Annotated in this window: 12 protein-coding genes, 1 other RNA gene and 1 pseudogene; 9 read left to right on the top strand and 5 right to left on the bottom strand. The window is 55.5% G+C overall.

The window, feature by feature from the left end; translation table 11 throughout:
* Together JUK32_RS01535 and psbC are read left to right on the top strand one after the other, a co-directional pair.
* Nucleotides 1-114 (top strand): annotated as a pseudogene (locus JUK32_RS01535) (photosystem II D2 protein (photosystem q(a) protein)); the annotation flags it as partial.
* Nucleotides 98-1480, top strand: coding sequence for a photosystem II reaction center protein CP43 (gene psbC, locus JUK32_RS01530; RefSeq protein ID WP_204137087.1), 1383 nt, complete (start codon nt 98-100; stop codon nt 1478-1480). The pseudogene JUK32_RS01535 and the gene psbC, both read left to right, overlap by 17 nt.
* Nucleotides 1481-2136: 656 nt before the next feature.
* Here the strand turns inward: psbC and JUK32_RS01525 are convergent.
* Nucleotides 2137-3720, bottom strand: coding sequence for a bifunctional pantoate--beta-alanine ligase/(d)CMP kinase (locus JUK32_RS01525; protein ID WP_204137086.1), 1584 nt, complete (start codon nt 3718-3720; stop codon nt 2137-2139).
* 441 nt (nt 3721-4161) lie between these two features.
* On the opposite strand from JUK32_RS01525, the gene JUK32_RS01520 reads away from it, so the two are divergent.
* Nucleotides 4162-5880, top strand: a complete 1719-nt coding sequence (locus tag JUK32_RS01520) for a ShlB/FhaC/HecB family hemolysin secretion/activation protein (protein ID WP_204137085.1) — start codon at nt 4162-4164, stop codon at nt 5878-5880.
* Nucleotides 5881-5977: 97 nt separating this feature from the next.
* Here the strand turns inward: JUK32_RS01520 and psaK are convergent, their stop codons facing one another.
* Nucleotides 5978-6268 carry a photosystem I reaction center subunit PsaK gene (psaK, locus tag JUK32_RS01515; protein ID WP_204137093.1) on the bottom strand — a complete coding sequence of 97 codons (291 nt, stop codon included), beginning with the start codon at nt 6266-6268 and terminating at the stop codon, nt 5978-5980.
* A gap of 293 nt (nt 6269-6561) precedes the next feature.
* Here psaK and JUK32_RS01510 point away from each other — a divergent pair, with 293 nt between their 5' ends.
* The 4 genes from JUK32_RS01510 (at nt 6562) to thiD (ending at nt 10496) form a co-directional block, all read left to right on the top strand.
* On the top strand, nt 6562-6990 hold the full coding sequence (locus tag JUK32_RS01510) for a hypothetical protein (RefSeq protein ID WP_204137092.1): 429 nt from the start codon (nt 6562-6564) through the stop codon (nt 6988-6990).
* Nucleotides 6991-7210: 220 nt separating this feature from the next.
* Complete coding sequence (locus tag JUK32_RS01505) at nt 7211-8056, top strand: cell division protein FtsQ/DivIB (RefSeq protein WP_204137084.1); 846 nt, start codon at nt 7211-7213, stop codon at nt 8054-8056.
* Between the two features lie 410 nt (nt 8057-8466).
* Nucleotides 8467-9585 (top strand): cell division protein FtsZ, encoded by a 1119-nt coding sequence (gene ftsZ, locus JUK32_RS01500; RefSeq protein ID WP_239112220.1) that lies wholly within the window; start codon nt 8467-8469, stop codon nt 9583-9585.
* Nucleotides 9586-9674: 89 nt separating this feature from the next.
* The gene (gene thiD, locus JUK32_RS01495; protein WP_204137083.1) at nt 9675-10496 is read left to right on the top strand and encodes a bifunctional hydroxymethylpyrimidine kinase/phosphomethylpyrimidine kinase; all 822 of its coding nucleotides are present in this window, start codon (nt 9675-9677) and stop codon (nt 10494-10496) included.
* 224 nt (nt 10497-10720) lie between these two features.
* Here thiD and JUK32_RS01490 read toward each other — a convergent pair whose 3' ends face one another.
* The 3 genes from JUK32_RS01490 to ffs all read right to left on the bottom strand — a co-directional run bounded on the left by JUK32_RS01490 (nt 10721) and on the right by ffs (nt 11795).
* Nucleotides 10721-11203: a hypothetical protein gene (locus JUK32_RS01490; protein ID WP_204137082.1), complete on the bottom strand. Its 483-nt coding sequence runs from the start codon at nt 11201-11203 to the stop codon at nt 10721-10723.
* Nucleotides 11200-11568, bottom strand: coding sequence for a phasin family protein (locus tag JUK32_RS01485; RefSeq protein ID WP_204137081.1), 369 nt, complete (start codon nt 11566-11568; stop codon nt 11200-11202). Before JUK32_RS01485 ends, JUK32_RS01490 begins: the two co-directional genes overlap by 4 nt.
* 130 nt (nt 11569-11698) lie before the next feature.
* Nucleotides 11699-11795, bottom strand: an RNA gene (ffs, locus tag JUK32_RS01480) — signal recognition particle sRNA small type.
* 296 nt (nt 11796-12091) lie between these two features.
* On the opposite strand from ffs, the gene JUK32_RS01475 reads away from it, so the two are divergent.
* Nucleotides 12092-14149 carry a StlD/DarB family beta-ketosynthase gene (locus JUK32_RS01475; RefSeq protein ID WP_239112217.1) on the top strand — a complete coding sequence of 686 codons (2058 nt, stop codon included), beginning with the start codon at nt 12092-12094 and terminating at the stop codon, nt 14147-14149.
* A complete protein-coding gene (locus JUK32_RS01470; protein WP_204137080.1) occupies nt 14150-15052 on the top strand; it encodes a DUF6999 family protein in 903 nt (300 codons plus the stop codon).
* The last annotated feature ends 132 nt before the right edge of the window (nt 15053-15184 follow it).

Below are 15184 nucleotides of genomic sequence, written 5' to 3'. Positions count from 1 at the left end.
ACGAAGAACATTTTGTTGAACGAAGGTATCCGGGCTTGGATGGCACCGACCGACCAACCCCACGAAAAGTTTGTATTCCCTGAGGAGGTTCTCCCCCGTGGTAACGCTCTCTAGTAATTCTTATGTCAGCGGGCGCGACCAGCAGACCTCAGGTTTTGCCTGGTGGTCTGGGAACGCACGCTTGATCAACCTGTCCGGCAAGCTACTGGGTGCCCATGTCGCCCACGCTGGTTTGATCGTCTTCTGGGCCGGTGCGATGACCTTGTTTGAGGTGGCGCACTTTGTTCCTGAGAAGCCCTTGTATGAGCAGGGCTTCATTCTCTTGCCTCACCTCGCCACTTTGGGCTGGGGTGTCGGGGCCGGTGGCGAAATCGTTGACACCTTCCCTTACTTTGTCGTCGGTGTTTTGCACCTGATTTCTTCCGCTGTTCTGGGTTTGGGTGGTATTTATCACGCTATCCGTGGCCCTGAAACCTTAGAAGAGTACTCTTCCTTCTTTGGTTATGACTGGAAGGACAAGAACCAGATGACCAACATCATCGGTTACCACCTCATCCTGCTGGGTTGCGGTGCGTTCTTGTTAGTGTTGAAAGCCACGTTCTTTGGTGGGGTTTACGACACCTGGGCACCCGGTGGTGGTGCTGTGCGGGTGATCACGAACCCAACGCTGAACCCCGTGAAGATCTTCGGCTACGTCGTGGGTTCTCCCTTTGGCGGTGATGGCTGGATCGTCGGTGTCAACAGCATGGAAGACATCATCGGTGGCCACATTTGGGTCGGGATCCTCTGCATCAGCGGCGGGATCTGGCACATTTTGACCAAGCCTTTTGGCTGGGCTCGTCGTGCTTTCGTTTGGTCGGGTGAAGCGTATCTCTCATATAGCTTGGGTGCTTTATCCCTGATGGGTATCATCGCCTCCTGCTATGTGTGGTTCAACAACACCGCATACCCCAGCGAATTCTACGGCCCGACTAGCTCCGAGGCTTCTCAGGCTCAGGCCATGACCTTCTTGGTGCGTGACCTGCGTTTGGGTGCCAACATTGGTTCGGCTCAAGGCCCGACTGGTCTGGGTAAGTATCTGATGCGCTCTCCTACCGGTGAAATCATCTTCGGTGGTGAAACCATGCGTTTTTGGGACTTCCGGGGTCCCTGGTTGGAGCCCCTGCGTGGCCCCAACGGTCTGGATCTGGATAAGATGCAGAATGACATTCAAGATTGGCAAGTCCGTCGTGCCGCTGAGTACATGACTCATGCCCCGTTGGCTTCCATCAACTCGGTGGGTGGCGTGATCACTGAAATCAACTCGGTGAACTACGTGAACCCCCGGCAGTGGTTGGCTGCGTCTCACTTTATCCTGGGCTTCTTTTTCCTGATTGGTCACCTATGGCACGCGGGTCGTGCTCGGGCGGCAGAAGCAGGCTTTGAGCGCGGAATTGACCGTGAGTCTGAGCCCGTGCTGGCAATGGATGATCTTGACTAATCAATTTTTGAGTCACATCATCGATTGAGTATTGTTAGGAGCTCCTGCGATTTCGCAGGAGCTCTTAATTTTTTCTTGACTGTTTTTAGGTCTGCTATCCATGTGACCATGAGCAATTTTGCCGAATCGTTTACCGATCAAGGCTCCTCTGCGATGGCCGTCCCCTGACTAAAAGGGGCTTGACACGGTCTGGATATGTAGTCGAGCTCGGCGAATCCTATCAGCTTCAAGCAGCCCCAAGCTTAGAAAAACACAGCTAGTTCCAGTCCTTGGTCCGCGATCGCCCTGAGTCAGCGTCGCTTCAAAACCTGTCAAAAGCCGGTCGCTCCGTATCGCTAGTTTCTTTACCGCTGTCTATGCCCTCCCAAAAGTCAAACCAAAAATCACTTCAGATTGTCGGCTGGGTGCTGTTCATCGGCTCAGCCCTTTTGTTCACCGTATCCACCTGGCAAAATGACGACTTACCGGGTACGCTGGGTAGCTTACTTTTCCTGATTGCCTGCTTTGTATTCTTATGGCCATTAGTCACCGAACGATAGGGGTACGTGCAGGTGATGAGACCGCTGAGAGTACCTGCCCACTTCCAGATTTGGTGTATGGATATTGCAACCTTGTTCTGAGCGACCCCTTATCAACTGGCGAGTGCTCACGTAGTTTTAGTGATTGTCTTGTTGGCGGTTAAAAAGGGCGACAATTTCGGTCACGACGTCATCAATAGACAACCCATCTGTCAGCAACTCGACGGCATCTTCAGCTTTTTGCAGAGGGGCAACGCGGCGTGTACTGTCTTTGCGATCGCGCTCATCAATGGCTGCTTCCAAGGCCTCTAAGCTCATGGGCGGCTGGTTTTGAGCTAGCAAGTCCCGTTGCCGCCGTCGTGCCCGCTCCTGCACCGACGCCGTGAGAAAGACCTTGAGTTCCGCCGCGGGAAACACATGGGTGCCAATATCGCGACCTTCCATCACGACACCGCCCTGGACGTCGTAAGCTTGCTGCTGTCGCAGTAATACTTGCCGCACCGTCGGTTGCGCCGCGACGGTCGAAACCTGTGCTGTCACTTCCGCCGTTCGAATCGCTTGGGTGACTTCAGTTTCATTCACCCACACCCGAGTCAATCCTGGTTCGCCTGGAGTTGCTGCGGGCTCAGTGGCTAAGCGGATCTGACAGGTGGCGACCGCTTCAGCAACGGCTACTTCATCGGTGGGATCAATCTCTTGTGTGAGTACCCGCCAGGTAACTGCTCGGTACATCGCCCCCGTGTCGAGGTACATCAGCCCCAAGCGATCGGCCACCAACCGCGCCACGGTCGATTTGCCCGCGCCCGCTGGGCCGTCGATCGCGACAATCGGCTGCCGCGATCGCAGCAACATGTTGTCAATCAGCCGGGTTTTGCCCAGATAAGCGGCGATCGCCAAAAGTCCCACAGTGGTCACCTGTTCTAACGGTTGAAAAGTTGCTGGATGCACGACTTCGATATATTGCGGCTGGAGTGTGGGCACCTGCTCAAGGGTCGTACACACCTGATCAATCAACCGCTGACTGTGGGTTTCCCCTTGGGCAAACGCCGTTTGCGCCGACTGCAAGGCGCGGTAGAGAACCGTGGCTTGGCTTCTCTCTGTTGCCGACAGGTACTGATTACGAGAGCTATAGGCTAGGCCATCGGACTCCCGGACGATCGGGCAACCGACGATCTCGATGGGCCAGTTGAGATCGGCAACCATGCGCCGGATGAGCGCGAGTTGTTGAGCATCCTTGCGCCCAAAGTAAGCACGGTTAGGTCTGACCAGATTGAGCAGCTTCGCCACCACAGTGGTGACCCCGGCAAAATGTCCGGGTCGATAAGCGCCACATAGACGCGCGGTCATGCTGGCTACTGGTAAGACCTGGGTGAACTGCTCTGGTAAGGGCGCTGACTGTCCATACAGGGTCTGCGGTGATGGACAAAATAATGCGTCCACCTCAGCTGCGGTACATTTCTCAATGTCTGGTTGGAGCGTGCGGGGATAGGTGCCGAGATCCTCTTGGGGGGCAAATTGCAGTGGATTGACAAAAATGCTGACAATGACCCGATCGTTGGCTTGCCGAGCTTGGTGAATCAGGCTCATATGTCCTGGATGGAGGGCACCCATGGTCGGCACCAAGCCCACCGAAGCGATGGTCGGATGTTTGCCAACCATGCTGGGCTGTCGCCAGAGGGCTAAACAGCTTTGTAATCCTTCAATTGTGGTTAGGATTCTCATGAGCTTTCACCCCGATGACGTGCGCACAAGCAAGTCGGCCATCCCGACTCTGGCAGATTCTTGCCGCAGTCTGACTGCCGATCAAAGTAATATGGCTTTGGCAAATGGCGGTTGGCGAGGGCGGCGATCGCTGACAGTTTGACCAGTCCTCAAGAATCAGCTAACCCCATAACGCAACATATATTCACACTTTAGCCACAAGTTTTATACCCTATCAGACTCTGACCAGAACCCAGTAGCTAATTTATGTGGAAAGCGCGATCGCCACTCCGTTCGTTACTTCCAGCGGTCGGCGACACGAGATGTTAGGGGCGCTGAGGGCGCTCGGCTGCCATGTTCGGAAGACAGCCGCAACCATAGAAAATAGATATCCTGACTATTAAATCAAGTTTTGCACGAATTAATAGCGATAATCTGAATGACGTGCCGGCATGATGGACTATGAACTCGCGCTTTCTTGGGATTTCTGGTGGCATTGCGATCGCGTTCCTAAGCGTGGAAAATGTTCAGGCCCAAGCCACCTCGGTCACCGCTGCCACGATGCCCGACAGTCATCGCCCGGCAGAATTGTTAGCCCAAGTCGATCCCGGCCAAGACCGACTGCCCGAGCCAGAATTACCCGTACCGTTGCCAGCCGACGACCCCGCCCCCGAGCCGTCAGCCCCTGAGCAACCGCTCCCCCCAGCAGCCGACACGCCCTTTCCAGTCACGGATATTGTCGTGGTTGGCAGTAGCATCTTTGACGAGGCCACCCTAGCGGCGATCGTCGCCCCCTACGAAAATCGCGACGTCACCCTGGCCGAATTACAGCAAGCCGCCGATGAAATCACCCAGCTTTATCTGAATGACGGCTACATTACCTCGCGGGCAGTTGTGAGCACGCAAACTGTCGTCGATGGCGTAGTGCAAATCGATGTCATTGAAGGGGAATTAGCCGAAATCTTGGTGGAAGGCACCGACACCCTGGAAGATTATGTACGGGTGCGCATCGCTCAGGGCGGTACGAAACCGCTGAATCAGGGCAGTTTGGAAGATCAGCTCCGGCTGTTACGGGTTGATCCCATGTTTGAGAGCGTGGAGGCAAGTCTGCGGGCGGGCACTGGCGTCGGCCAAAGTCAGTTGGTCGTGCGGGTCGTAGAAGCTAATACAATTGGCGGCTCAATTTACAGTGATAATTATTCGTCGCCTTCGGTGGGCAATGTCCGAGTCGGGGCCAACCTTCAGTTTCGCAATCTTGCTGGTTTAGGCGACACGTTATTTAGCTCCGCCACTTGGACCACAACGGCCGGTTCCAAAGTTTATGAAATCGGGTATCGCGTGCCCATTAACCCGATGAATGGAACGGTGCTCGTCCGAGCCACGCCTAATGAATTTGAGATTACCGATCCCAACCAACCGACCTTTGATCTGGGCACCGAAGGCTCGACGGATATTTATGAAGTGAGTGTGCGTCAACCTTTGGTGCGCACCCCACGAGATGAGTTTGCGCTGTCCCTCGGTTATCGCTATCGGGACGGCTCGACGCTGATTTCAGGCATCATTACCGATGCCACGACGACCAATGTCCTCAGCTTTGGGCAAGATTATGTACATCGGGATGTGAGTGGTGCGTGGGCCTTACAGTCGCAGTTTCGGCTGGGTACCGAAGAGGCCGATGATACGGTCACCACGGCAGGCAGTTCCGACACGTTCTTTAGTTGGATCGGTCAAGTCCAGCGAGTGCAAAGACTCAATGATGACCACTTGTTACAAGTGCAAGGCAGCTTGCAGCTGACGCCGAACTCATTGCCTGGTTCTGAAAAGTTTTTTGGTGGCGGTGGGTTGTCGGTGCGCGGATATGACCAAAACCAGCGATTTGGCGACAATGGTTTGCGGTTCTCGATCGAAGACCAAATTGTCATTACTCGGACCGAAGATGGCCTACCTTTTTTCCGCATTGCGCCATTCTTAGACGGCGCTTATGTGTGGAATGACGGCGATAGTGCCGAGGTCACGGATAACAATTTTCTTTTGGGGACAGGGGTCGGCGTTTTATTCAACGTGGTTGAGGGACTGAACGCCCGCGCTGATTTCGCTTATCCGCTGATTGATGTGGAAGAGCTTTCCACGGATGATCCCCCTGGTTTACGGTTTTATTTCACGTTGGGATATCAGTTCTAGGGCGGATCTAGGGCGGGGAGCCATCTATAAAAACAGCGTCAGACAAGCGATTGCCCGACGCTGTAATTGTGATAGCCGTATAGGAATCGCGATCGCTCTAGAGCACGCCCAAGTTAGCCAGTCCTAAAATGGCTCCGGCCCCGATGAGGTGACCAAAGCTGGTGGTGCCAATGACGGCGGGCAAGCCAAAGCCGCCAAATAGAGCCGGTGAAGGCATTGCAGGCCCTTCGCTGGGATATTTAATGGTAAATTTGCCGATCGCGATCGCCAGAATGTTGCAGACAATCATCACGATCGCGACTTTGGGGCTCCAGGTGGGGGTGCTGGGCACGGCTACTGCTAGCAAAGAAAGATAAGTCAATTTCAATTTCCTCAAATACGTCGTCATTCGCATCGAGGCCAAGCCATCCCTGACAACCCAAGAGCTGCCAGCGGCCTTGGCCTTAGTCAAGATTCTTGATGACCGGTAAAGGCAAATCAAAACCTTGTTGCAAGAATTTACAGAACCTTACGCCATGAGGCGGGAATGAATCGGGGTTTGGCAGGGGAAATCGGGTGTCTCCAGGTCTTAGCGTGGAGCCCTGTCCGCAGCATTGTCCAGTTAAGCTACAGAAAGCGGCTGATGAGGATTGAGCGAACAGGCTTCAGTCTGTAGTTGGCGTGGTGTTGTCAGAGGTCGAAATGGAACGCGGACTATTGTGGCTGCCCTTGCTGGGCGTCTTTGTGTGGCTGGCTTGGGCGGGCTGGAACGAGTATCAAAAACTGGAAGCTTATAAACAATGGGCGGCGGCGTTTGAGCGGGCGAAATATGACATCTACGCCGTGTTGGGCCAGCAGGGCGATCGCTTGGTGTGGGGAAAGCCGACTCGACAAGGCCCCGTGGCACTGCAAGAAGTCACGATTCAAGCGATTCAAGCGATCACCCTTGACGGTGTGGAAGGGCCGTTGCCCGCGACCGCTGACGTGCCTAAAGGCTGCACGATCGCGATCGCCCTCGACCTTGGCGACAAGACTCAATGGATCCCTTTTACCGATGCCGACTTAGCGCTAGCTTGGACAAATCAGTTGCAGACCTGGCAAGAATCGCTACAATCGACGCCACAGACTTAAATGCCCCGGTTGCGGCTCACCGTGTCAGGGTGTTGGTGAGGCGGTCTGTACCGACGGCACCAACCTCGGTCTGAGGATGTCAACTCCCGTCTTGCGATGAGCCGCCAGGCCGTCAAATTGACGATCGGCAACATGGGTTGATAAACATTGCCGCTCTCGGTACAGTGACCGGATGATCTAAGCTGGAATCCCCATTTGCTGCGGTGTGCGCGATCGCGTTATGACCAACCTTGCCACCCCCTCCCCTGAAGAACTTGCGGATCGTCGGCGCACCCTAAAACGGCAACGACGCATTCGCAACTTGCAGCATCTTTGGCGTATTGCTGCCATCACGGGCTTAGCGGTCAGTACGATTTGGCTCATTCGCAATCCGTTTTGGCTGCTGCTGCGCGATCAGCAGCAAGTCATCATTGATGGCAATGAGATGTTGTCAGACGACGCTATCTACCAAGTGCTGGCGCTCGAATATCCACAGCGCATTTTCGACATTGAGCCCGAGCAGTTGGTCGAGCGATTGCGCACTGAGGCTCCCGTGGCCTACGCCCAAGTCAATCGCCAATTGTTTCCCCCCCGCGTCGAAATCACTTTGCAAGAGCGCATTCCGGTGGCGGTGACCGTGCCCTCACGCCCGCTCGCCGATAACCCACCTACCCCCATGCACCAACCGGGGCTCCTCGATTCCGAAGGCTATTGGATTGCGCAAAGCGCCGTGGTGGGGCTGGATCAAGATTTTGCCCTCCCCACGTTAAAGGTACGGGGATTCCATGTGCGCTATCGCAGCCAATGGTCACAACTATACGAGACGCTCCAGTCCAGTCCAGTCGAAATTCAGGAAATCGACTTGCGATCGCCCAACAATTTGATCATCCAGACCGAAGTGGGGACGATCCACCTGGGGGGCTACGACGCTCGCCGGTTGTCAGAGCAACTGGCAATTTTGCCGCAGTTACGTCAGCTCACGAGCGATCCCCAAGCCCCCCGAGTCGATTATGTGGATCTGGCGAACCCCCAGGTACCCGCCGTTAAATTGGCTGAGCCGCCCGCCTCGTCCCCAACAGAGCCTTAAGAAAATCTAAGATTCGCCCGTTCTTTCGACAAATGCATGAGCGATGGGGTAACTTTTTAGGCTAGTTTGAGCAAGTTGCGATCGCGCCTGCTAGCGTGTGCAATTGGCTCCTATTGCAGCGATTTCAGGCACTGTATGGTTTGTTTGGTTTTTCCACCGAAGTACCTTATAGTTGTCTAAATCGTACGGGGTCTTGCTTGTTGAAGTTGATTTCCTACGAAGGGTAGAGGTACATGTCTTCTAATTCAGCATCGACTGATTTCGATGACAACGGTTTCGAGATGAACGGTTCCCATCTTTCTGTCCAAGATGATGCTTCATCGCAGGTCGGGGGCTCTCAGGTTACTTTAAACCGAACCTCTAGTGCAGCTGACGACAGCAGTGATGGCCCCAAAACGGCTTCTGGAGAAATGCTCCTAAACGGTGAGACTGTGCCCAGTAATATTGCAAAAATCAAAGTTATCGGCGTCGGCGGCGGCGGCTGTAATGCCGTCAACCGCATGATCCATAGTGGTCTTTCTGGAATTGAGTTCTGGACAGTCAATACAGATGCCCAAGCCCTACTGAACACCGCAACCGAAAACCGCTTGCAAATCGGCCAAAAGTTGACCCGCGGGTTGGGGGCTGGCGGCAATCCGGCGATCGGTCAAAAAGCTGCCGAAGAATCGCGAGATGAAATCGCGGCGTCGCTGGAAGAATCAGATTTAGTCTTTATTACCGCTGGTATGGGCGGTGGTACGGGGACTGGGGCCGCCCCGGTGGTTGCTGAAGTGGCTAAAGAATCTGGTGCCCTAACGGTGGGGGTCGTCACTCGGCCTTTTACCTTTGAGGGTCGCCGTCGCACTGGCCAGGCTGATGAAGGGATTGAAGCCTTACAGAGCCGGGTCGATACGTTGATTGTGATTCCCAACGATCGCCTGCTGACAGTCATTTCGGAACAGACGCCCGTTCAAGAAGCCTTTCAGTCCGCCGATGATATTTTGCGCCAAGGGGTTCAAGGTATCTCGGACATCATCATGATTCCAGGCTTGGTCAATGTAGACTTTGCTGACGTGCGGGCGGTGATGGCCGATGCGGGTTCCGCGCTGATGGGTATTGGCATGGGCTCGGGCAAATCGCGCGCTCGGGAAGCGGCGATCGCGGCCATTTCTTCGCCGCTGTTAGAGTCGTCGATTGACGGCGCTTCGGGCGCAGTCTTCAACATTACGGGGGGGGGCGACCTGACCCTGCATGAAGTCAACTCCGCCGCTGAGATCATCTATGAAGCCGTGGATCCCAATGCCAACATCATTTTTGGGGCGGTAATTGATGAACGAATGCAGGGTGAAGTGCAGATTACGGTCATCGCCACCGGCTTCAATCTGGAATCCCACGGCGGCCAAATCGATGCGTCTCGGATTACCCCGCTGAAGCGTAATAATCTTGCCAGTAAACCGGCCACCTCGTCGCCTTCAGCCGACGCTTCTAATAGCGGGCCGGGCGGTTTGGATATTCCCGAGTTTTTGCAGCGTCGCCGGCCTAATCGGTAACTAAACTATTCCTGAATACACCTCTTCGACCGCTTCTGAACGGAGTAGGTCGATTTGGTTTGACCGCTGTTTTTCCATCGGAGACCTTTGTGACAAATTCGCTGATTCCTCCCGTGGCGCTAACTGTTGCTGGTTCTGACAGTGGCGGCGGGGCGGGTATTCAAGCTGACTTACGGACCTTTGCGTTTCACCAAGTACATGGGACAAGTGCGCTGACCTGCATCACCGCGCAAAATACCTGCGGCGTTAACCGCGTCGATGCCTTGCCACCCGAAGCCGTCATAGCGCAAATGACTGCGGTGATTGAGGACATCGGCGTGCAGAGTGCCAAGTTAGGCATGCTGTTGAACAAGGGCATTATGACCGCCGTGGCTGACGCGATCGCCCAATCGGCAATACCTAGTTGGGTCGTTGACCCCGTGATGGTTTCGCGCACCGGAGCACAACTGATCGACGATGCGGCGATCGCGACGCTCACGACCCAACTCGTCCCGCAGGCCACCGTGCTCACGCCCAACCGTTACGAAGCCCAAATCCTGAGCGGCCAAGCAATTCACACCCTCGCGGAAATGGAAGCTGCCGCGCAGAAAATTTTTGACCTCGGGCCACAAGCCGTTTTGGTCAAAGGGGGCAGTATGACTGGAGAATTGCGCGGCGTTGATGTGTGGTACGACGGCAATGAACTTGTGACCCTCAAGACTGAGACGGTGACCACTCAAGACACCCACGGTACCGGGTGTACTCTGTCAGCCGCGATCGCGGCCAACCTCGCCTTAGGCCAAGAGCCTTTGACCGCCACGCGCGCGGCTAAAGAGTATGTGACACAAGCTCTGAAATATTCCCTCCGCCTTGGTCGGGGCCAGGGCCCGGTGGGACATTTTTACCCGCTGCTGGAAGAGCACAATCGCTAATACGAATTCCTCAAATTACCGCTACATATGAAATTCGGCTTCGACTCCGCTCAGCCGACGTTCCTTGAGCGGAGTCGAAAGGAACATCTGTAGCTTCATCTCAAAGAATTGGTATGACTGACAGGGCAGTGCGTGGGAGCGAGTATGCTCGTCAGATGGCCCTGGGTCACCACTCAGCTTTACATCGAGCATGCCTCGCCCCGACGCATGCAAGGTGGCCGTGATCAGTGAGAGCCAAAAGACTCCCAATCGGGACACTGGTCATCTTCGGGACCGTAGGGATACATCGCACACACCAGCATATTGCCGCCGTGGGCCTGACCGTAATAATGCTTGCAGCCAATGCAGGTGGGATGATCGTTGATCATCGGATCGATATGGCTCGTCACCGGAGCGGCTAGGGCTTCTATCCAACTTTCCAGGGCGATCGCCATTGGCCCGACAAGGGGCGTGACAAACTCTGAAAACTCTTCAGAAAACCTTTCCGCCTCTTGGTCGAGGGCAGTTTCCAAGGGTTCCAGCGATCGGTTTAGCTCGTTCGCCCACAGTTCCAACGTTGGGGCAAGCTGCTTTTCTAATTCGTCCGCGATCGCATCAGCCGTCTCGACGACCCCCTGCAGCGTTTCCTCGGCCCAAACCTCGGTTTGGCGAGTAGCGTCTTCCCACAGGCGCGAGAAATCTCTGGTCCAATTCTCGAAATCATTCATTGGCCGTTGGCGCGTTTCAACTCTTCTAATTGCTGCCGCGTGGCGTCGACTTGGCGACGTAATGCTTCGGCTTCTTGGGCGGCGGCATCTTCCGCGTCGTCCACAATTTCGATGCGACGGGGCTGTTCGGGCGGCTTTGCCGAGGTTGCCTGGGGCGTAGCGGTTTGCGCTTGCTGCATCATTTTATTGATCAACTGCTGCGCTTCGTCCGCCGTGATTTCGCCACGCTCGACCAGTTCATTCACCACCGCAGTGGTCTGTTCCCGCAATTCTTTTAGCGTGCCCCCGGCTTTTTCACCCGCGTAGGAAGCCGCTCCGACGCCCAGATAAAACGCTTTTTGTACCAAATCTCCGAAACCTGCCATGGACGATTCCTCAGCGATGAAGTCTTTTCTAGGATAAGAACCCAAAAGTGAGAATGCCCATTGGGGTTAACCGCCAGTAATGGGGGGAATGACTGTCGTCTGATGCCCTGGCAACGGTGGGCAAAACGCAAGAGACCCGGAGTCCACGCCTGTCACAAGCATCCCGTAATGCTGCTACCTTCCGGTCCTGACATGATTTGGGCGTTGTGACCGCATGGGTCCAGGTCACCTACACCATAACATCATTCCTGGATTTTCGACTGAGTTTGCCGGGGTGTCTTGACTGCGTAAACACTTCTGGGCAATCGCAGATGTCTGGCCCACGGTGTGGGCACCGATGACGCAGCACCTTCGGGCAAAAACTTCGGTCTACTTCGCCTCACTACGCTCTACTGCGACCCACTGCTAATGGCTGCCCATACCTCCGGCTGGCTGCACCGCTCTCATTGGCAGTGCAGGGATGCGGTAGAGAGAATGGCCTCAAGTTGCTCAATTTGCCCATCCAGTTCGGAGATTTCAGCACATGCAATCTAGCTCTCTCAGTGCATCCAGTTTGATGAACGGCTACCTGCCGTCGGCCTACATCACCCACATCGGCAAATATTTGCCGGGAAAGGCGATCGCCAACGACGAAATGGAAACCTATCTCGGACAAGTTCACGGCAAAAAATCCCGCGTCAAATCCCGCATTCTGAAAAGTAACGGCATTCAACAGCGCTACTACGCCCTCGACCAACAGCAGCGCACCACTATCAGTAATCGAGCCATGGCTGCCGCCGCCGTGCGGGATGTGCTGAGTCAATCAGGGCTCGATCCGCGCGCGGTGGATTTACTCGCCTGCGGGACGACCTGGCCCGATCAGCTCGTTCCCGGTTTTGCCAGTATGGTGCATGGCGAACTGCCGGAAATGGCCCCGCTGGAAGCGACCTCTCACTTAGGGGTGTGCTGTGCCGGGGTGGCGGCGCTGAAATATGCGACCTCTCAGGTGCAGCTGGGGCAAAAGCGCCAGGCCGTTGCCGTTGCCTCGGAGCTGGCTTCTCGACTATTCAAAAACACCCGCTTTGAGGCGGAGACGGGCACCCAAGCGGGGGACAATCTACCGTTTGACACGGAATTTTTGCGGTGGATGTTGTCGGATGGGGCGGGAGCGGTTTTGGTCAGCGATCGCCCCGCTCCTCAAGGTCTCAGCCTCAAAGTCGAGTGGATCGAGTCCGTCTCCCATGCCAATGCTCACCCGGTCTGCATGTACGCCGGAGTCGAGAATCCTGAAACGCTGAATAGCTGGATGGACTATCCTTCGCAGGCCGAAGCGGCGGCAGACGGAGCCGTTAACCTGCGGCAAAACATTCGGTTATTGGACAAGGTAGTGCAGCTCGGGGTCGAAGGATGGCTACGGCTGATTGAAGCGGGTCGCGTCCGTCCCGATGAGGTGGATTGGTTGCTGTGCCACTATTCCTCTCACTTTTTCCGCAGTCAGATTATCGAGCTGTTGGAAAAAGCGGGCTGCATGATTCCCGAAGAGAAATGGTTTACCAATCTCTACACGCGAGGGAATACGGGCTGCGCGTCGATTTATCTGATGCTAGAGGAGCTGTTTCACTCGGGTAAGTTGCAGCCGGGGCAAAAGATCTTTTGCTTTGTGCCGGAGAGTGGGCGGTTCACGACGGCCTACATCATGCTAACGGTGGTGGATGGAACGATTCCCCCACCTCCCCTTGAAAACGGGGGCGGTTCAGTCAAGTCACTTGAGAGCCCCCTTGCTCAAGGCGACAGCGGGGGAGCGGCGATCGCGAGTAACACTAGTCAATCGGTTACACCGATGAACCCTGAAGGGATCTCCCCAACCTCCGTTGAAAAGGGGGGCAGCGAGAGCCTGGATCTCGAGAGCCCCCTTGCGGAAGGAGGCGGCGATCTCGGGGGAGCGGACGACTCGGTATCGGCGGGACTGCTGCGACAGTTGATGCTGGTGTGGCTGAGCTTTGAGCGAGAGCTGCGATCGGTGCCGATTATCAACCGACTTAATCAGGGCACGTTCACGCTGGAAGACTACAAGGCGATGTTGCGTAACCTGCGACCGCAGGTGGTGGATGGGGCGCGATGGATTACGCGGGCCGCGTCCAACATGACGAACTTTGAGCTGCGATCGCACCTGATCAGCCATGCCCGTGACGAGCACCGCGACTTCCAAATGCTGGAGCGCGATTATGTCTCCGTCGGCGGCGAACTCACAGAAATTCTCAACGCGGAACAAAACGTGGGCTCAGAAGCGCTATCGGCCTTCATTTTTCAACGGGCGTCGCGGGAGAATCCCATCGATTTGCTGGGCAGCATCTTCATTGTGGAAGGGTTGGGCAATCGCCTGGCGGGGCAATGGGCCGAGCAGATTCGTCAAACTTTGTCTCTGGAAAAATCTCAGATCACCTTCCTGAGTTATCACGGGGAAAATGACGAAGCCCATGTCCAGAAGCTCGACGCCTTTCTCAATGCGGATTGGATGACCGCCGAAATCGCTGCCCGCATTGTCAAAACTGCCCAGGTGACAGCTCGCCTGTATCGTCTGCAATTAGAGGAGATTCAGTAAATGACTTATGTACCGGAGACGCGCGATCGCCAAGATCCCAACCATTGGGACGCCCTCTATTTTGATGCGGGCATTCCCGTTGACCCCGTGGCCAAAGCCTACATGGTCAAAGACTTGCAAAGCTGGTCGCGCAACTATTTACTGCTGCCCATCAAGGTCATTGCCAACCTGGGGCTGGGCGTCATTATGACAGTGAAGCGACTGCTGCCCTTTCAGTTTCGGTCTTACTGGCTGATGCACGAGATGGCGGTGTGGTTTCTGAATACCTTTGCTACGCCAGAAGCCTGCTACCTGATCGTGCGCCACTTGGGCATTGGCTCCAACATCGTCAACTTTTTGATTGACAACGGCCCCGACCCGACGCTGCCTCGGTCGAACTTGTACCCGCGCACGGTGGAGGATTTAGCGGATAACGCTTTTCTGGAGCACGACATCATTCTCTATAACTTTGTGCTGGACTATCACGCCGCCCAACGGGCCAATCCCAACTGGGTGGAAACGGTGCAGCAGCGGGGCATTGATTTCAGCAGTGTGCGTCCCCTGGAAGTGGATGTGGACACTCGCCAGCGGGGCTGGCTGCAAGTGCTAGATATGGAGTCGGCGCTGGAACTGTTCAAAATTTGCTACTCCCTTTGCGTCACCAGTCGGGAATTTCAACGGGCGGTGCTGTCCCTCCAGTTTGACGAAAGCTTTGCCCAATATTTCAGTCAGTTCACGGGGGACTATCGCTGGAACCATGTGGTCACCAACCGCCACCCCCTCGCGCCGAATAGCCCCTTTGCCGCCGCCCACGATCTACTACTGCACGGGGTGCTGTCGGAATATCTGCAACGCTATCTCGAACTCGCTGCTGAAGAGCAAGCCCAGGAGGTCAACCCCCACCATGCTACTCATCACGCTTAGCGCGATCGCGATCGCCTGCTTAAAAGCCCGATTCACCGCAGGAAAGCGGGGTTGTCCCCCGGTTTCCCCTGCCCCCTCAGCCCCCAAAACTCCACCAACCGTCGCCAACCAGCCCCCGACCCCGCTTGCCAC

Source organism: Halomicronema sp. CCY15110 (assembly GCF_016888165.1).
Lineage (GTDB): Bacteria > Cyanobacteriota > Cyanobacteriia > Phormidesmidales > Phormidesmidaceae > Halomicronema.
This window is presented reverse-complemented; position numbering and strand designations above follow the sequence as displayed.